General features: G+C 68.6%; 16 protein-coding genes and 1 pseudogene. 7 read left to right on the top strand and 10 right to left on the bottom strand.

Annotation, left to right across the window (positions count from 1 at the left end; all coding sequences use genetic code 11):
• Positions 1-19: 19 nt before the first annotated feature.
• From G205_RS14720 to G205_RS14705, 5 genes are all read right to left on the bottom strand, one after another.
• Complete coding sequence (locus G205_RS14720; RefSeq protein ID WP_009358672.1) at positions 20-325, bottom strand: hypothetical protein; 306 nt, start codon at positions 323-325, stop codon at positions 20-22.
• Between the two features lie 87 nt (positions 326-412).
• Positions 413-3,223 (bottom strand): phosphoenolpyruvate carboxylase, encoded by a 2,811-nt coding sequence (ppc, locus tag G205_RS14715; protein ID WP_009358671.1) that lies wholly within the window; start codon positions 3,221-3,223, stop codon positions 413-415.
• A gap of 113 nt (positions 3,224-3,336) precedes the next feature.
• Complete coding sequence (locus tag G205_RS14710) at positions 3,337-3,882, bottom strand: hypothetical protein (RefSeq protein WP_009358670.1); 546 nt, start codon at positions 3,880-3,882, stop codon at positions 3,337-3,339.
• Between the two features lie 5 nt (positions 3,883-3,887).
• Positions 3,888-4,127, bottom strand: coding sequence for an NAD(P)-binding domain-containing protein (locus tag G205_RS23830; protein WP_338058421.1), 240 nt, complete (start codon positions 4,125-4,127; stop codon positions 3,888-3,890).
• Entirely contained in the window at positions 4,127-4,576 is a 450-nt protein-coding gene (locus tag G205_RS14705) for an NADPH-dependent F420 reductase (protein WP_338058420.1), read from the bottom strand. Before G205_RS14705 ends, G205_RS23830 begins: the two co-directional genes overlap by 1 nt.
• 174 nt (positions 4,577-4,750) lie before the next feature.
• Here G205_RS14705 and G205_RS14700 point away from each other — a divergent pair, with 174 nt between their 5' ends.
• Positions 4,751-5,575, top strand: coding sequence for a DUF1684 domain-containing protein (locus G205_RS14700; protein WP_009358669.1), 825 nt, complete (start codon positions 4,751-4,753; stop codon positions 5,573-5,575).
• On the opposite strand, the pseudogene G205_RS14695 reads toward G205_RS14700, so the two are convergent.
• Together G205_RS14695 and G205_RS14690 are read right to left on the bottom strand one after the other, a co-directional pair.
• A pseudogene (locus tag G205_RS14695) lies at positions 5,572-6,782 on the bottom strand (acyl-CoA dehydrogenase family protein). The gene G205_RS14700 and the pseudogene G205_RS14695 sit on opposite strands and share 4 nt — an antisense overlap.
• The gene (locus G205_RS14690) at positions 6,779-7,621 is read right to left on the bottom strand and encodes an SDR family NAD(P)-dependent oxidoreductase (RefSeq protein WP_009358667.1); all 843 of its coding nucleotides are present in this window, start codon (positions 7,619-7,621) and stop codon (positions 6,779-6,781) included. Before G205_RS14690 ends, G205_RS14695 begins: the two are co-directional and overlap by 4 nt.
• Positions 7,622-7,758: 137 nt before the next feature.
• Here G205_RS14690 and G205_RS14685 point away from each other — a divergent pair, with 137 nt between their 5' ends.
• On the top strand, positions 7,759-8,994 hold the full coding sequence (locus G205_RS14685; RefSeq protein ID WP_009358666.1) for a glycoside hydrolase family 76 protein: 1,236 nt from the start codon (positions 7,759-7,761) through the stop codon (positions 8,992-8,994).
• Here the strand turns inward: G205_RS14685 and G205_RS14680 are convergent.
• The 3 genes from G205_RS14680 to G205_RS14670 all read right to left on the bottom strand — a co-directional run bounded on the left by G205_RS14680 (position 8,991) and on the right by G205_RS14670 (position 11,726).
• Positions 8,991-10,637, bottom strand: a complete 1,647-nt coding sequence (locus G205_RS14680) for a glycoside hydrolase family 32 protein (RefSeq protein ID WP_235046931.1) — start codon at positions 10,635-10,637, stop codon at positions 8,991-8,993. The genes G205_RS14685 and G205_RS14680 overlap by 4 nt on opposite strands.
• A gap of 82 nt (positions 10,638-10,719) precedes the next feature.
• Positions 10,720-10,980, bottom strand: a complete 261-nt coding sequence (locus G205_RS21215) for a hypothetical protein (RefSeq protein WP_035753236.1) — start codon at positions 10,978-10,980, stop codon at positions 10,720-10,722.
• A 143-nt stretch (positions 10,981-11,123) separates the two neighbouring features.
• Complete coding sequence (locus tag G205_RS14670; protein ID WP_009358665.1) at positions 11,124-11,726, bottom strand: YdeI/OmpD-associated family protein; 603 nt, start codon at positions 11,724-11,726, stop codon at positions 11,124-11,126.
• A 107-nt stretch (positions 11,727-11,833) separates the two neighbouring features.
• Here G205_RS14670 and G205_RS14665 point away from each other — a divergent pair, with 107 nt between their 5' ends.
• The 5 genes from G205_RS14665 (at position 11,834) to tgt (ending at position 16,433) form a co-directional block, all read left to right on the top strand.
• Entirely contained in the window at positions 11,834-12,457 is a 624-nt protein-coding gene (locus G205_RS14665) for a hypothetical protein (RefSeq protein ID WP_009358664.1), read from the top strand.
• A 122-nt stretch (positions 12,458-12,579) separates the two neighbouring features.
• Positions 12,580-13,119, top strand: coding sequence for an NUDIX hydrolase family protein (locus tag G205_RS14660; RefSeq protein WP_009358663.1), 540 nt, complete (start codon positions 12,580-12,582; stop codon positions 13,117-13,119).
• Between the two features lie 88 nt (positions 13,120-13,207).
• Positions 13,208-14,260 (top strand): DUF6707 family protein, encoded by a 1,053-nt coding sequence (locus G205_RS14655; protein WP_009358662.1) that lies wholly within the window; start codon positions 13,208-13,210, stop codon positions 14,258-14,260.
• Between the two features lie 48 nt (positions 14,261-14,308).
• Positions 14,309-15,037, top strand: coding sequence for an SRPBCC family protein (locus G205_RS14650; protein ID WP_035753232.1), 729 nt, complete (start codon positions 14,309-14,311; stop codon positions 15,035-15,037).
• Positions 15,038-15,107: 70 nt separating this feature from the next.
• A complete protein-coding gene (tgt, locus tag G205_RS14645) occupies positions 15,108-16,433 on the top strand; it encodes a tRNA guanosine(34) transglycosylase Tgt (RefSeq protein WP_009358660.1) in 1,326 nt (441 codons plus the stop codon).
• The last annotated feature ends 50 nt before the right edge of the window (positions 16,434-16,483 follow it).

Here is a 16,483-nt window from a genome sequence, read left to right as displayed (position 1 = left end):
TGGTGCCCGCCGGCAGAGCCTAGACCGGCAGCCACTTCCCGCGGTTGCGGCGAAGCACGCTGAGCGCGCCGGTGAGGGCGACGCGTTCGACGGCGTCGCGCATCATCGCTGCCGATTCCCGCGCCTGCTGGTTCTCGCCCCTGTCCTCGGTGGCCTCCACGAGGAACCGCAGGTTCAGCTGCGGCACCCCGCCGGAGATCTGCAGCTGGTGGGACTCGACATGGTGGCGCGTGCCCAGCGCCTCAACCGCGGCTTCCATGACCGATTCCGGCGGGTTGCCGGGCCGGAGCCCGGTGATCTTGAGGCGGGTCTGGAACGAAGGCATGCCCTCCAGCCTATCCAACCTGTTGCTCTATCACTTATGGTCCCTATTCCTGCTGTTTAGGGACCATAAGTGATAGAGCAACTGGGTTTAGCCGGTGTTGCGCAGGCCGGCGGCCACCCCGTTGACCGTGATGAGCATGGCGCGCTGGAGCCGTTCGTCGATCTCCGCCCCGCTGATGCTTCCGCTCTCGGCCCGGACGCGGCGCAGCAGCTCCACCTGCAGGTAGCTGATGGGGTCCAGGTACTGGTCGCGGACCTCAAGGGAACGCTTGAGCGTGGGCTGGGCATCCAGCAGGACGTGCTCGCCGGTCAGGTGCTGGACCTCGACCACCGTCAGCTCGTACTCCTCCCGGATGGTGCGGAAGATGTGGTGCAGCTCCTTGGGAACCAGGGTGTCCACGTAGTAGCCGGCGATGTCCAGGTCCGTCTTGGCGAGGGTCATCTCCACGTTGGACAGCACGGAGCGGAAGAAGTGCCAGTGCTCCATCATCTCCGCGAGCTGCGCCGCGTTGCCGGCTTCCCGGGCGGCCTTCAGGCCTGAACCGACGCCGAACCAGCCCGGAACGATCTGGCGGGACTGGGTCCAGCCGAAGACCCACGGGATGGCACGCAGGCCACCCAGGCCGGCACCGGAGTCGGGGCGCTTGGACGGGCGGGAGCCGATGTTCAGGGAACCGAGCTGCTCCACCGGGGTGGAGGCCATGAAGTAGGCAGGCAGGTCCGGGTGGTCAATGAGGCTCCGGTACCGGTCGAACGCGGCGTCGGAGATGGTCTCCATGACATGCGCGTACCGCTCCCGCTGGTCCTCGGACGTGCGCGGGTCCCGGTGCAGGGCCGAGCCCTGCAGCACCGCGGCCAGGGAGAGCTCCAGGTTTTCCCGGGCAAGCTCGGGCAGGGAGTACTTGTCCGAGATGACCTCGCCCTGCTCGGTGAACTTGATCTCACCCTCCAGGACGCCGTTGGGCTGGGCCAGGATGGCATCATAGGTGGGCCCGCCACCGCGGCCCACGGAGCCGCCGCGGCCGTGGAACAGCCGCACCCGGACACCGTGCTTGGCAGCAACGTCGCGGAGCTTGCGCTGGGTCTTGTGGATCTCCCACTGGCTGGTCAGCACGCCGGATTCCTTGTTGGAGTCCGAGTAGCCCAGCATCACTTCCTGGATGTCGCCGCGCAGCCGCACCAGTTCGCGGTAGGAAGGGTCCGAGAGCAGCTGGTCGATGATCTCGGCCGAGGCGCGCAGCTCCTCCACGGTCTCGAGCAGCGGCGCGAACCCGATCTTTGCGTAGGGCTTGTCGCCGAACAGGTTGACCAGGCCGGCTTCACGGGCGATGACAGCGGCGGCCAGGACATCGTCCGCGCCGCGGGTCATGGAGATGATGTAGGTCTCGATGACGTCCGGGCCGTACATGCGCAGGGCACGCCGGATCTCACGGAAGACGTCGTACGTGCCGTCCGCGGCGCCGTCGAGCTTGATGGGGTGGCCGGACAGCGGCCGGCGGGAGGCGAGCTCGGAGCCCAGCACCTCGAAGCGTTCCTTGCGGCTGAGCTCGGCGTAGCGGAGCCCGGGCCCGCCGATCCGGTCCATCAGCTGGCCGACGGCGTCGTGGTGGTGGTCGGCGTGCTCGCGGATGTCCAGGGTGGCCAGGTGCAGGCCGAAGGAGGCGATGGCACGGCGGACCCGGGCCAGCGCGCCGTCCGCGGCCAGGGAGGCCGAGTGGTTGCGGAGCGAGAGTTCCACCAGCTCAAGGTCGGCCAGCAGTTCGCCGGTGCCGCTGTAGTCGCGGCCGTGCTCGTGGTTGGAGTTGGCGGCCACCCGCTTGCCGGTGTTGATGAGCTTGGCCTTGATGCAGGTCAGCTTCAGCCGGTACGGCTCCTGCGCGTTCAGCTCCAGGACCCGTTTGTCCAAGCCGGGCAGCTTCTGCAGGTCCGCGTCGATGGACTCCAGCAGTTCCCGGTCCGCCCCGGCAAGGGCCGTCGAGTTGGACAGGATGGAGATCAGCTCGTCGATCATGCCGATGCTGATGCGGATGGCGTGCTGGTTCTGGATCTGCAGGATCTCCCGGGTGACGGCCGCGGTGACGTTGGGATTGCCGTCGCGGTCACCGCCGATCCAGGAACCGAAGCGGATGGGCGCGTCCTTGGACGCGAGGGTGACGCCGTGGTCCCCCAGCAGTTCGGACAGTTCAGTGAGCATCTCAGGCATGGCGTCGGTAAGGATGCCGCTCAGGTAGTAGATCGCGTTGCGGGCTTCGTCAACGGGGGTGGGCCGCACCTGGCGCAGCTCGTCGGTCTGCCACATCTGGTCAATGATTTCGGCCAGCTGGCGGTCCTGGCGGCGGCGCGCGGTGGTGCCTTCGGCGGTGGGCTGGGCCAGGACGTCGGAGAGCTTGCGGATCTTGTCCAGCACGGAGCGGCGGGACGCTTCGGTGGGGTGGGCGGTGAAGATGGGCCGGACGTCCAGGCCGTTGACCACTTCCTGCAGCACGGCGGGCCCGGCCTGGCCGGCGATCTCGGCAACGGTCTTGGCCAGCCAGCCGTCCTTCTCCGCGCGGGTCCGGAGGCCGCGGACGCGGTGGACCTGCTCGGCGGCATTGGCGAGGTGGAAGTAGAACGCGAAGGCGCGGACCAGGTCGGTGGCCTGCTCGATGGGCAGGGAGCCGAGGAGCTCGCGGACCTGGGCAACGACGTCGTGCGCGCTCCAGGGCCCGGTGGCGTCGGCACCGCCGCGGGCGGCCTCCTTGGACTCCTTGGTGAGGAGCCGGACCTGCTCCACGAGGTCCAGGAGTTCGGGCCCGTGCTGGCGGACCAGGGATTCACCCAGCAGCGTGGACACGCGCCGGACGTCCGCCCTCAGTTCGGCGGCAAGGTCGGTTTCGGGATTTGTTGCAGTGTGAGCCATGGAAGCAATCTCTCGAGGGTTTCGGACTTGGCTCGTACACTGCGCTGGATACTGTGAGCCACGTTACTAGCTAAAGATGGTACCCGCAGGGTGCGCCCACCGGGGAATCCGTCTCAGATAATGTCATCCGCCGGGTAACCTACGTGGCGTTTGACGCGCTCCAGTTCGGCGCGCAGATCCGCCAATTCCGAGTCAGCAGCAGCGGCCTGCGCATTACGACGGCGGGACACCGCCGCGTTGACGGCGAGCACCGCCCCGCCCACCGGGACCAGGAGGGCCAGCGCCCAGCCGGCCGCGGCGAAATACTCCAGCGCCACGGGAAGCGCGGCCCGGAAGTCCACGAAGTCGTTCACGCCGTCGGCCATTGCGTTCAGGGTCCCGTCCAGCGGGCCCAGCAACTCCCCCACCAGCGGGGTACCGGAGAGCTCCGGCGGCTCCAGCCGGGCTTCCTGGTCGCCGCCCCAGCGGCCGTCGCCCAGGTGGTTCAGCACGTAGATGCCAGCGCCCGTGCTGGCGGCCAGGAACGCGACGACGGCTGCAAGCGCGGCCAGGTCCGGCCGGCGCGGCCGCCACAGCAGCACCGCCACACCGCACGCCAGCGCGGCGATCCAGGTCAGCGCTTTCAGCCACTCACTGTTGATTCCGGCAAGAATGTCCACGCAGCCTATTCAACCCCGCGGACCACCTTGATGTTGAAGTCCGCCGTGCCCAGGACGCCATAAAGCCGCAGCCACAGCGGGAGCCACATTTCCGCTCCCCTGGCGCTGGTGATGTCGCCGAGGTCGATGATGTCCCGGTGTCCAAAGGACTCCAGCAGGTCCCGGACAGTGTCCTTGGCCGCGGCATCATCGCCGGACAGGAAGACCGAGTGGTCGCCGCCGGCGAGCCTGCCCGGGTCCACCATCAGGCGGCGTTCATGGTGTTGAGTGTCTTCACCACGCGCGCGCCGGGGAAGGCCTGCTGGATCCGTTCGGCCAGGCTGTCCGTGTTGACCGGGTTCAGGACCGGCGGCATCCCCTGCGAGAAGTCGAGCGGATTGGACACGTCCACCAGGACCTTGCCGGCCAGCCGCGCGGCTCCGGCAGCACCCAGCGCCGGGAGGGAGCCTGCCCCGCTGGTGGCATTCACCACCAGTTCGGCGGACCCTGCAGCGCCGGCATAATCGGCCAGGCCAACCTCCGGATGCCCGGCCTGCCATTCGCTGAAAGGGGGCCTGCCCATCCGGTCCGGCCCGGTGCGGGAGGCCGTTTCGCCCGGATCCCGCGTCCCCACCGTCACCTCATGCCCCCGTTCAGCCAGCGCGCCCGCCAGTGCGCGTCCCACCGTTCCGGTGCCAAAAACGGCAATCCGCATGTCATCTCCCTACTGTTTTGCGGGCCGATCCAGGCGGCCCGGCACTTGCCCGGTAAGTGCTGGTTCCGAGGGTACTCCGCCCACCGCCCGCGGCAAGCAAGGATGGTCCCCCGGCCCCGGAATGAACGGGCGCCTGCCGCAGTTGTAGCCGGGGCAGGACAACCGGAAGGAACCATGGACATCCCCACCGCCTCCATCGAGCGCTGGCAGCGCTTCCGCGCAAACCGCAACAAGGCCCTGGCCGCCCGCCACGGCTGGCTGACGCTCACGTCCTTCCATTGGCTGGAGGAGGCGCCGTCCGCCGTCGAACGTGCCCCCGGCCTGTGGTCAACAAACGGTACGACGGCGTCACTCACCGCAGTGCCGGCCGACGGCCTGACGCTCGTGGAGACCGGGGAGCCCGTGGACGGCACCGTCACTGCCGCGCTCGCCGACGAGGAATCACTCATGTGGGTCCAGTTCGGCGGAGCGGACGGCGACCAGGTGGTGGTGGAGCTGGCCATGCGGGCCGGACGGTACGCGATCCGGACCAGGGACTCGGACTCCCCCGTGCTCACCGGATTCGACGGCGTGCCCACCTACGACTACAACCCGGATTGGGAGGTGGCGGGCCGGTTCGAGCCCTACCCCGAGCCGGTGGATGTGCCCATCGGCACCGCCAACCCGCTGGTGGACGGCGTGCACCGGAGTGTGGGTGAGGTGGTCTTCCGGCTTCCCGGGAGCCCCCACGAGTTCCGGCTGCAGGCCGAGGAGGAAAAGCTCGGCGCGCTGACGGTCACGTTCCACGACGAGACCAACGGGGACACCACCGACGACTGGCGCAAGCTCTCCACGCCCCGGCCGCGGCCGGACGGCTCCGTGGTGCTCGACTTCAACCGGGCCATCAACTACCCCAGTGCTTTTACCCCCTACGGCACCTGCCCCATGCCGGTGAAGAACAACAGCCTGGACATCCGCGTGGAGGCAGGCGAGAAGCTGCCCTATCCCCCGGGATCCTAGGCGATGGCGGATACCCCCGTGACAGCGCGGCCGGCGATCAGGGTGTTGATCTCGAATGAGCCTCATACGTGTAGATGGCCTCAGCGTCGGAGAAGATCTTCGCCATCCGGTAGTCCGTGACGATGCCGTTGCCGCCCAGGATGGACCGGCCCAGCGCCACGGTTTCGCGCATCCGGGCGCTGAGGTAGGACTTCGCCAGGGCAACCTGCGGCATGTCCGCGGCACCTTGGTCCTGCAGCCGGGCGAGCCCCGCCATCATCCCCATGCTGGCCACGGTGTTGCCCAGCATGGTGACCAGCTGCTGCTGGATGAGCTGGAACTGCGCCAGCGGGCGGCCGAACTGGTGCCGTTCGACGGCGTACTGCCGGGCGACGTCGAACGCGGCCAGCTGCTGCCCCACTGCCTGCCACGCCACCATGATCCGGGAGCTGCGGAGGAGCTCCTTGGTGTCGTCGAAGCTGCTGATGGCGGCGAACCGGTCCGCCTCGGCCACCCGGACGTCCTTGAACACGATGTCCGCGTTCTGCACCGTCCGCAGGGCAATCTTGTTCTCGATCCTGGTGCGGCTGATTCCGGGCAGGGTGGCGTCCACGATGAAGCCGCGGACGGCCCCGTCCGCTTCGTCCCGCGCCCACACGAGCATGTAGTCGCAGAACGTCCCGTTGCCGATCCAGCGTTTGGCGCCGTTCAGCACCCAGGTGTCCCCGCCGCCGTCGGGTTTGCCGGTTGCCGACGAGATCCGCCGGGCCCGGGTCTCCATCCCGCCCGCGACGTCCGAGCCGTGGTCCGGTTCGGTGAGGGCGAAGGCCCCGGTGATCCGCAGGTTAGATGCGTCGGCGAGCAGGCGCTGCTGCTGTTGCTGGCTGCCGAACGCATAGAGGGACTCGACGAAGAGGTCGTGGTGAACCAGGAAGAACGTGGCGATGGACGTGTCCACGCGGGTGATCTCGGCGATGACCAGCCCGGCGAAGAGGTTGCTGTAGCCGCGCTGGGCCGGGGTGCTCAGTTCAAGGGCGGCCAGTTTCGGCAGGATGTGGGCGGGGAATTTCGCCCTGTTCCACCAGTCCACCGCGTAGGGAGCGACTTCGGCGGCCAGGAACGCCCGCAATTCAGCCAGCTTGTTCCGTTCCGGCTGGCTCAGCAGGGATTCGACGTCGAAGAAGTCGGCTCCGGGGAGCTCCACCTTGCGTCCTGCGGGGGCGGTCATTTTGGCCCCATCCGGATGGCGCCGTCCAGGCGGATGGTCTCGCCGTTGAGCATGGCGTTGTCCACGATGTGCGCCACCAGCCGGGCGTATTCCTGCGGCCGGCCAAGCCGGGAAGGATGCGGAACCTGCGCCCCCAGCGAGTCCTGCGCCTCCTGCGGCAGGCCGGCCATCATCGGGGTTTCGAAGATTCCGGGTGCGATGGTGACCACCCGCACCAGCGAGCGCGCCAGTTCCCGGGCGATGGGCAGGGTCATCGCGGCCACCGCGCCCTTGGAGGCAGCGTAGGCAGGCTGGCCGATCTGGCCCTCGAATGCGGCCACCGAGGCGGTGTTGATGATGACGCCGCGCTCGGGACCGCCCAGTTCGGTGACGGCGGGCTCGGTGGCCACCATGGCGGCGGCGGCCAGGCGCAGGACGTTGAAGGTGCCCAGCAGGTTGACCTGGACAACGCGGTTGAACGCGTCCAGCGGCAGGATTCCATCGCGCCCCAACACCTTGCCGGGCGTGGCGATTCCTGCGCAGTTCACCACGATCCGCAGCGGCCCGAGCCCGACGGCGGCGTCGACGGCGGCCTGCACCTCAGCCTCGTTGGTCACGTCCGCGGGGGCAAAGACGGCGGACTTCCGGGTGCCGCCCGTACCGCCGGAGACTGGTCCGGCCTGGCTCGAGTCCGCCGTGGCAGCAGTCCCGTTCAGTTCATCCGCAAGGGCGGCCCCGGAGGAGGACGGAAGGTCAAGGATCACGACGGAGGCGCCGGCGTCGAACAGGGTGCGGACGGTGGCGGCACCAAGGCCGGACGCACCTCCGGTGACGAGCGCGACGCTGCCTGCAATGTCCATCCATCCTCCTTGATGTGGCCCGTCAACCGCGGGTGCAGCCGCAGCGTATCAGTTAGTGAATGTTAACTGAAGAGCGGGCGGTGCGCACCACGTGCCGCTTCCGCCCGGTCCATGTACGCCCCGCTAGGGTGGAAGCCATGACCTCCCGCCCCGCCGCCGGTTCCGTCTGGCACGGCCGTGCCTCCCACGCCGCCCGGTCCGTCACCGCGCTCTTCGGCCGAAAGCTGCTGTTCCTGCCGGGCACGCACCTGGCTGCGGTGGCGTGGAATCCCGGGGAGCCGGTCCAGTCCGGTCCGGCCTGGCTGCATGCGCTGCGGCGGCTGGCCTCCGGTTCTGCCCTGGCCCACCCGTGGCATTACTGGTGGCAGGCCCATTACGTGGACTGCCTGGTGGACACCGGCCGGCGGGAACTGGGCAGCGGGGCCACACCGGCGGCGCGGTTCAACGGTCCGGGCAACCCCAGTGCCGGGCAGCTCGCGTCCAGGCTGGTGACCGGAATCCGGCTGCGCAACGCGTTCACCTTCGTCAACAACTACTACGACGATATGGCCTGGCTGGCCATGGCCACGCTCCGCCTGGATGCCCTGGCCGAGGAGACACGGAAGCCGGGCCGCCGCCGCAATGCCAGGGTCCGCAAAACCCTCGTGCTGCAGTTCGATGCCGCCAGCACCGATGACCTGGGCGGCGGGGTGTTCTGGAGCAAGAAACGGGACTTCAAGAACACGCCCGCCACGGCTCCGGTGGCGCTTTTTTACGCCCGCACCGGGCAGCGGGCCAAGGCGCAGTCACTGCTGGACTGGCTGGACCGCACCCTCTTCGACCTGGAGCAGCGCCTGTACCTGGACGGGGCCCGGCTTGATGCCGCCGGGACCGTGACGGTGGACCGGGCTGTCTACACCTACAACCAGGGGCCCGTGCTGGGCGCCCTCCTGGAACTGGGTGGCGAGGCCAACCTTGCCCGGGCGGCGGAACTGGTGGACGCCGTGGACCGGCACCTGACCGTGCCGGCACCGGGTGCAGGCGACGCCGCACCCCGCACGGTGCTCCGCTGCGACGGGACGGGCGACGGCGGCCTGTTCACCGGGATCCTCTGCCGCTACCTGGCCCTAGCCGCCACCGACGGCCGGCTTCCGGAGCCAGCCCGGGCAACAGCGGCACGGCTGGTAACGGATACCGCGCAGGCGTTCTGGGACGGACGGCGCACGCTGGACGCCGGAACACCTGCCGGCAGCCACCCGGGCCGGAGCGTCTTCTCCCTCCACGCCGCACAGCCGGCGGACCAGACGTATCCGCAGGGTGCCGTCGTCGAGCTTTCCACCCAGCTGCAGGCCTGGATGACGCTGGAGGCGGCCGCGGCCATCACAGGATCCTAGCGGATCCCCGCCAGCGGCGTCACGGTACCGTTCTTCAGTGATACCTGCCCGCTCCCGGCTGCCAGCCGCGCTTCCTTCGCGCCGCCGGGCGGGAACACCAGCGAGGTCAGGGTCTGCCGGCCGCCGTCCACGAAGACTTCCACGGAGGACCGGTCAACGTAGACCGTGAGGCGGACAGTGTCGCCGGTGGAAGGACCCTCAACCGCCTGGACGTCCCGGTACACGGGATCCACCGCGCCCTTCGGTGCGGCGCCGCTGTCTTTGACGGTTTCGGACACGGCGTCGTCCCGGACCACGAAGGCCTTGCCGCCGGCAAAGTCGTAGCCCACGGTGGCGTAGGTCCTGCCTCCGCTTTGCAGGAGCATCCGTGCCTCACCCGTGTTGGCGTCGGGCCGCTCAAACTCAAGCTCGGCCTTGTAGGCGCCGCTCTCCGGGACAGCCAGCACGGATTCCTCCCCCAGCGGCCCGGCCGGCACCTGCGCCGTGTCGCCCTCCAGCGACTGCAGCGCGGGGGTGGGCGTGGACACCAGGGCCGGGCGCCCGCCGTCGGACTCCAGCCGGAGGTCCCGCACCACGGAGGCCGCCCCGAACCAGTTGTCCGTGGGCAGGTTACGGGCGTAGGCCCAGTTGTTCATCCAGCCGATGGCATGCCGTGAGGACTTGCGCTGCCCGTCCGTCAGGCGTGGATCGTCCCAGGTGACGGCCGCGTAGAAGTCCGATCCGCCGTCGAGCCACTGGTGCCCGCCGTCCGGAGTGAAGCCCTTTCCGTCAAAGCTGCCGGTCCAGTACGCCAGGCCGGTGGTGCGGCCCTCGTCCGCACCGTTGGCGCTGGCAGCCAGCACCCAGGTGCGTTTGGCGGGGTCGCCGTCCACGTCCATCTGGAAGAAGTCCGGGCATTCAAGGATGCCGAGGCCGTCCCGCTCAAACGCGGAAACGTAGGTCCAGTCCTTGAGGTCCTTGGACGTGTAGAAGCCGATCTTGTGGCCCTCGGCGAGCAGCATCAGCCACTGGTTGTTGGCCTCATCCCGCACGATCCGCGGATCCCGCCAGTGCTCGGCGCCGGGGTTCTCCATGACCGGGTTCTGCTCGTAGTTCTGGAAGCTGTAGCCGTTGTCCGTGGAGTAGAACAGCGACTGGCGCTGGACGCCGTCATGCTGCTGGGTGAGGACCGCGATCACGGCCCCCTTGCCGAAGCCCGCGGTGCCCTCCGTGTCCACCACGGCGGACCCGGTTTCAATGTCGCCAAGGCCGTTGCGGAACTTCTCGATGGCCACGCCCTCGTTGTTCCAATGCACCAGGTCGGTGCTGGTGGCGTGGAACCACTCGGTGCCGTTCCCCTCGGGGTAGTCCACGTTGTAGAGGTAGTAGTAGTGCCAGAGCCCGTCCAGGAAGAAGGGCCGCTGGGGGTCGTTCATCCAGCGCTGGTCCGGGGTCAGGTGGTAGGCGGGACGGAAACCGGGGTCCTCGGCCGGCGCCGCCAGGGCCGCAGCGTCCTGTTTCGGCCAGGACTTACCGGCGCCCAGGTCCGCGAGCAGGGCATCGCGGGCTTCCGGGCTAATGCACTCCGGAAGCCGGACTGCATCAGCGTCCTCTTCCGCCGCATCAGGGGCGGTGCTGCTCCGGAGGAAGACCTTGCCCTCCACCCGGACGCCGGCCAGCCACCCCGTGCCGCACTCGATGCTGCGGACGTCCTCCGCGCCTTCTGCCGAAATGTCAGCCCCGCGTTCAGCCAGTCGAATCGTTGCCCTTGAGCCACAGCGAGGCGTAGCCGCCGGTGCGGTCCATGGCCGCGACCTGCGCGGCTGCCACATCGTCCAGCACCGCCCCGGCGGTGGCGGCAGGGCCGGACCGGGCGTTACCGGCGAGCACCAGTGAGACTGCCAGGATGAGGACAGCCCCGGCGGCTACCGCCCACACGAGGAGGCGGCGGCCGGCGGCGAAGCGTTTGAGGGCGGGAAGTACAGTTCCGGGGGTATGTCGGGGCATTGAATTCAATCCGTCGCTGAACGCGCAAGTGCCGTCCCCCGGCTCGGGGAACGGCACCAGTGCAAGTGAGCCATCAATGTTACCGGTTCGTTATCAGGAACCCCAATTATGTTGCGCCGGACACTTCTGCGGCCAAGGTGTCCTTACGGCCCCTCAACCGGGCGCTTCTTCTGCGGGTACAGGGCTTCGCCGCGTGCCAGCATGTCCACGAAGCCCTCGATCCGACGCTGTCTGGTGGCGGGCTGCTTGGCCGTAATGGTCCGGTAAATCAGGGCGAACCGGTTGGTTTTGGTCAGGACGTCAAACATGGCCTGGGCCGCAGGAACGGCAGCGATGGCGGCCGCCAGATCCTCGGGAACTTCCGCCGTCGCCTGCCCGCCGTAGGCTGCCTCCCAGCGGCCGTCGGCCTTCGCGGCGTCGACGGCGGCCCGGCCCGCGCCGGTCATCTTTCCGGCAGCTTCCAGGCGGGCAACATGGGCCACGTTCCGGGCCGACCAGGCGCTCCGCGGCCCTCGGGGCGTCATGCGGACGAAAGTGCTCCCGCCGTCCCGGCGCCGGGCCTGTCCGTCGATCCAGCCGAAACAGAGCGCCTCGTCCAGGGCCGCCGCATAATCCAGGCCGGTGACCTGCCCGCCCTTTTTATGCAGGACCAGCCACACACCCCGGGCCGTGCCGTGGTTGGCCTCCAGCCACCTGCGCCAGGCGGCGGCATCGGGCACCAGCAGTTCCTCGAGTTCGACGGCCATGCGCCTATTCTGCCCCTGCAACCCGGGTGCACAAGCGCTATCCCCCTCCGGCCCGCCCCGTGGCATCATGGCCTAAAGCTCCAGTTGCCGAGATGAAGGACAAACCGATGCTCCGCGTCCGTCCCCTGCATTACACGTCCAACATCGGGTCCTGGGAGCGGCTGCTGACCGCCTTGGGCCTGGTCCTCGCCGAGGGCGACGGCGGCTTCCGCGTCTACGACGCCGGGGCCGGCAGGCTGGCCCTGCACGAGGTACCGGCAGGGGCTGCGGAGGACGGGACAACGGCACTGGCAGTCGAGGTGGGCGACCTGGCCGAGTTCGGCCGCCGCACCAACCTCGCAGCCCAGGACGAGGGCACAACGCCCGCGGAGCTGGTCACCGAATCCCACGGCGAAGCCTGCCGGATTACAGGACCTGACGGATTCACCTTTCTTGCGGACAAAGCCGCCACCGTCGATGGTGACACCGGCGCGGACCCGGCGCTCGCCGTCGTCGGGGTCTGGTTCACGGAGGACGCCGACGCCGCCGCCCGCACCCTGCGGCACATTGGCGCCCGGCCGCGTCCGGTGCCGGACAACGACGAAACCGCGGACTTCACCGCCAAGAACGGCGGCGTCCTCCTGGTGCGCCCGGCGTCCGGTCTCCGCGGTCCGGCCTGGGATTCGAGTACGACGGCGGCCTGGCACCGCTCCGGGACCGGCTCACCGCCGCAGGACTCGAGGCAACCCTGACCGAAGAGGCTTTCGGAAGCACCCTCCACGTGGCCAACCCGGACGCGGCCGGGCCCGGCGCGCCCTCCGTGCCCGCCACGGTCTGGATCTCGCAGCACCGTCCCATGGGGTAGAAATAGACCATGAACGTGCGCACACCTGACCCGAATCCCGGCTGGCTTTCCGAAGAAGACCTCTTTGAGGCGCGCGGGCGGCTGCCCATGGTGTACGTGGAGGCCGTACCGGTCAGGCTGGATCCGCTTGGCTACGTGAATGAAGTGGGCACCCTGCTGCAGGCCGACGAGGACGGGACCATGGTCCGCTCCCTGGTGTCCGGCCGCGTCATCTACCGCGAAACCATCCGCGCCGCCCTCCTCCGGCACATGGAAAAGGACCTGGGACCGCTGGCGTTCCCGCAGCTGCCCATCAGCCCGGTCCCCTTCACGGTGGCCGAATACTTCCCGGCCCCGTCCCAGACCGGCTTCACCGATGACCGGCAACACGCCGTTTCCCTGGCCTACGTCATCCCCGTTACCGGCGAATGCGAACCGCGCCAGGACGCCCTGGAACTGACCTGGATGACCCCGGCGGAAGTCCTCAGTCCGGGCGTCCAGATGGAGTTCTCCGGCGGCCGCGGCGGGCTGATCCGCCAGGCCCTGGCATTCGCCGGCGTCGGCTCCTGACCACCCCGCCGGAACCTGGGGGTCCCCGGAATAAGCTGCCCGTCTTTGTAGACTGGACGGCGGACCGCAAGAGAACTTAAGGACTCCCATGACCGAAACACCAGCCGCCCGGAACCATAGTGAGCTGCAGGCTGGATCCCTGACCACGGGCAGCCTCATCCTCCTCCCGGACGGTGAACGGACGGCGGAAATCCAGGCGGTTGAGCTGGAACGGGACGATTTCGGGTCTCCCGCGCTGGTGCTCGCCAGCCTGGCCGGCGGCGGCACGCTGCGGATCGCCGTGGGCGCCACCGTCACCACCATCGAGCCAGGTTCCGCAGCAGCGTCCGACGCCGTCACGCACCTTTCGCTGGCTTCCGTGCCGGCGGAGGACGCGTCGGTTGAAACCGCGCCGGCTGAAGCAGCCGGGCAGGGGCACGGGCAGCAGCAGCCCGGCGGCGAGGCGGCATCGGCCGCTGCGGCGCCCGCCGTCGTCGTACCTCCCTTGCCGCCGGTTCCGCCTGCCGCCAACGTTCCCAGCGAGGAGGAACTCGCACTGATCCCGGCCCCGGACGGCACACCGGAGTCCGTGGTGGAAGCTGCTGCGCAGGCGCATCCCGACGCCACCGGTGTCCAGCTGCTGACCGACAGGCTGTCCAAAGGCGTCAATTTCAAGTCCGGCAGCTGCCTGAAGGACCTCAGCGACCTGGCGCACGAACTGTTCGTCACGCTCAAGGATGCCGAGGGCGCCCTGGCGGTTGCCGACCTCCTCACCGTCCTCCCCTACGACGGAAACCCCGGGCGCTGGGCATCGGTGGAGGCCTCCCTGGCCCTGGCCAGCTATATCTGCCGGCAGGACGGCCAGCACGAACGGGCTGCGGTCTACGAAAAGCTGATCAGGACGCCCGAAAGCCATGAGACCGACCCGTTTAAGGCACGGATGGCCGCCAAGGTCCGGCAGCGCTCGCTCAACGAGCCCAACCTGTACGACAAGGAAATCTTCCGCTCCATCGACAACTCGAACCACGACGCCGAACGGGAATGGCGGCTGCTGCGGCTCGAATCCCTGCTGTTCCTGCGGGCGCATGGCGGGTCCGAGACCATCGGGATGGGCGAGCTGGAGCGACGGATCAGCAACGAGCTTGAGGCCGTCCGCTCCTGAGCAAATTGCCCCTACCCGGGGCCGGGCCGGAGTTGTACATTCGGGGCTATGACGAACAATCTCAGCGTAGTGATTAACGCCGACGCACCGCAGGTCTGGACCATGCTGCGTGAACCGTCCAAGGTGGCCCAATGGCACGGCTGGCAGGCCGAGGACCTGGATGCCGAGATCAAGGAGATCTACTTTTCCGGCGACGTCGAGGAAGCCCCGGACCACACCAGCCTGACCGTGCACGGCGGCGACACCTTCGAACTGCACCCCGTTCCGGGCGGCACGCGGGTCAGCGTGACGCGCGGGGCGCTGGACCACGACTCGGAATGGGCGGCCTGGGACGAGGACATCACCCAGGGCTGGCTGACGTTCCTCCAGCAGCTCCGGTTCGCCCTGGAACGCCACCCGCACGGCAAGCGCCACACCCTCTTCCTGCACCTGACCGAGGGCCAGGGGTCGGCAATCGAAAAGCTCGGCCTGGCGGACCTGCCGGCGCCCGGCGAGCCCTACCAGCTGCGCCTGGGCACCGGTGAGGAAATCAGCGGCAAGGTCTGGTACCGGACCAGCCACCAGGTGGGCCTCACGGTCCACGACTACGCCGAACACGGCGAGGGGCTCCTGGTGGTGGCCGACCATCCCGCCATCAAGGACGTTCGCGAGGAGGGGGACGGGTCGCTGGTCATAGCCTCCACCTACGACCTTGGGGCTGCGAAGCTTGACTCCATCCGTTCGTCCTGGGACTCCTGGCGGGCCGAGAACTACTCCACGTCCGAGCCGGTGAGCTGACCGGGGCTGCCTGGTTTTCTGGCCCCGTACCGATTGCTGGCACTGTAACGATTGCTGGCACACTGGTACGGTGCCAGCCAAACCCGCTTCCGTTCCGTCTCCTGCCTCCGCGGAGCCCGTTGTTGACCTGCCGGACCAGTCCGGGTTTTCCTTCACCGTGGGCAGCCGGCTGGCTGACTCCTGCCCGCCCACTGCCGCGCAGATGGCGGAGAACGGCGGCGAATTCCTGGGCCGCACCGGCACCATCACCACCCCCCACGGTGAGATCCAGACGCCGGCCTTCATCGCCGTCGGAACCAAAGCCACGGTCAAGGCGGTGCTGCCCGAAGCGGTGGCGGACCTCGGGGCGCAGGCTGTGCTTGCCAACGCCTACCACCTCTACCTGCAGCCCGGCGCTGACATCCTGGACGAGGCCGGGGGGCTGGGCGCCTTCATGAACTGGCCCGGACCCACCTTCACGGACTCCGGCGGGTTCCAGGTGATGAGCCTCGGCTCGGGGTTCAAGAAGGTCATCGACATGAAGACTGTTGCCGCCGCGGGCGCGCCCGGCCCCGACGACGCGGTGGCGCCCGGCAAGGAGCGGCTGGCCCATATTGACGACGACGGCGTCTGGTTCAAGTCACACCTGAACGGGGACCGGCACCGGTTCTCCCCCGAAATCTCCATGCAGGTCCAGCACCAGATCGGCGCGGACATCATGTTCGCGTTCGACGAGCTGACAACGCTGCAGAACTCCCGCGGCTACCAGGAGGAGTCCCTGGAACGGACCCGGCTGTGGGCGCTGCGGTGCCTCGACGAGCACTTCCGGCTCACCACCGAACGGGTTGGGAAGCCGTACCAGGCCCTGTTCGGCGTCATCCAGGGCGCCCAGTACGAGGACCTCCGCCGCAAGGCCTGCCGGGACCTGGGCGCCATGCCGTTTGACGGGTACGGGATCGGCGGCGCCCTGGAGAAGGAGAACCTGGGCACCATCGTCCGGTGGTGCAACGAGGAACTGCCGGAGGACAAGCCGCGCCACCTGCTGGGCATTTCTGAGCCGGACGACATCTTCACCGCCATCGAGAACGGTGCCGACACCTTCGACTGCGTCTCCCCCACCCGGGTGGCCCGGAACTCCGCTTTCTACACGCCGCACGGGCGGTTCAACCTGTCCGGAGCGAAGTACAAGCGCGACTTCGGGCCGCTGCAGGAGGGCTGCGACTGCTACGCGTGCACCCACTACTCCCGGGCGTACATCCACCACCTGTTCAAGGCCAAGGAAATGCTGTCCGCCACCCTGATCTCCATCCACAACGAACGGTTCGTGGTGAAGATGGTGGACGACGCCCGGCTCGCGATCGAGGCCGGCACGTTCTTCGACTTCAAGGCCGAAACCCTGGCCCGCTACTACTCCTGACCCTCGCCTGCCGCGCCGTTTCGACGGTTCCCTTCGCACTCGATGACCAC

Origin of the sequence: Arthrobacter nitrophenolicus (genome assembly GCF_000332815.1) — a bacterium.
GTDB classification, from domain to species: domain Bacteria; phylum Actinomycetota; class Actinomycetes; order Actinomycetales; family Micrococcaceae; genus Arthrobacter; species Arthrobacter nitrophenolicus.
The sequence above is the reverse complement of the archived record's forward strand: the minus strand, read 5'-3'. Positions and strand labels throughout refer to the sequence as shown.

Bases quoted from the DNA above. Each gene is read 5' to 3' on its own strand.
- G205_RS23830 (WP_338058421.1), bottom strand. From the start codon at position 4,127: ATGGTGGACCCGGGCAGGCTCGCCGGCGGCGACCACTCGGTCTTCCTG.
- G205_RS14660 (WP_009358663.1), top strand. From the start codon at position 12,580: ATGAACGTGCGCACACCTGACCCGAATCCCGGCTGGCTTTCCGAAGAA.
- ppc (WP_009358671.1), bottom strand. From the start codon at position 3,223: ATGGCTCACACTGCAACAAATCCCGAAACCGACCTTGCCGCCGAACTG.
- G205_RS14650 (WP_035753232.1), top strand. From the start codon at position 14,309: ATGACGAACAATCTCAGCGTAGTGATTAACGCCGACGCACCGCAGGTC.
- G205_RS14720 (WP_009358672.1), bottom strand. From the start codon at position 325: ATGCCTTCGTTCCAGACCCGCCTCAAGATCACCGGGCTCCGGCCCGGC.
- G205_RS21215 (WP_035753236.1), bottom strand. From the start codon at position 10,980: ATGCCCCGACATACCCCCGGAACTGTACTTCCCGCCCTCAAACGCTTC.
- G205_RS14655 (WP_009358662.1), top strand. From the start codon at position 13,208: ATGACCGAAACACCAGCCGCCCGGAACCATAGTGAGCTGCAGGCTGGA.
- G205_RS14690 (WP_009358667.1), bottom strand. From the start codon at position 7,621: ATGGACATTGCAGGCAGCGTCGCGCTCGTCACCGGAGGTGCGTCCGGC.
- G205_RS14700 (WP_009358669.1), top strand. From the start codon at position 4,751: ATGGACATCCCCACCGCCTCCATCGAGCGCTGGCAGCGCTTCCGCGCA.
- G205_RS14705 (WP_338058420.1), bottom strand. From the start codon at position 4,576: ATGCGGATTGCCGTTTTTGGCACCGGAACGGTGGGACGCGCACTGGCG.
- G205_RS14685 (WP_009358666.1), top strand. From the start codon at position 7,759: ATGACCTCCCGCCCCGCCGCCGGTTCCGTCTGGCACGGCCGTGCCTCC.
- G205_RS14670 (WP_009358665.1), bottom strand. From the start codon at position 11,726: ATGGCCGTCGAACTCGAGGAACTGCTGGTGCCCGATGCCGCCGCCTGG.
- G205_RS14665 (WP_009358664.1), top strand. From the start codon at position 11,834: ATGCTCCGCGTCCGTCCCCTGCATTACACGTCCAACATCGGGTCCTGG.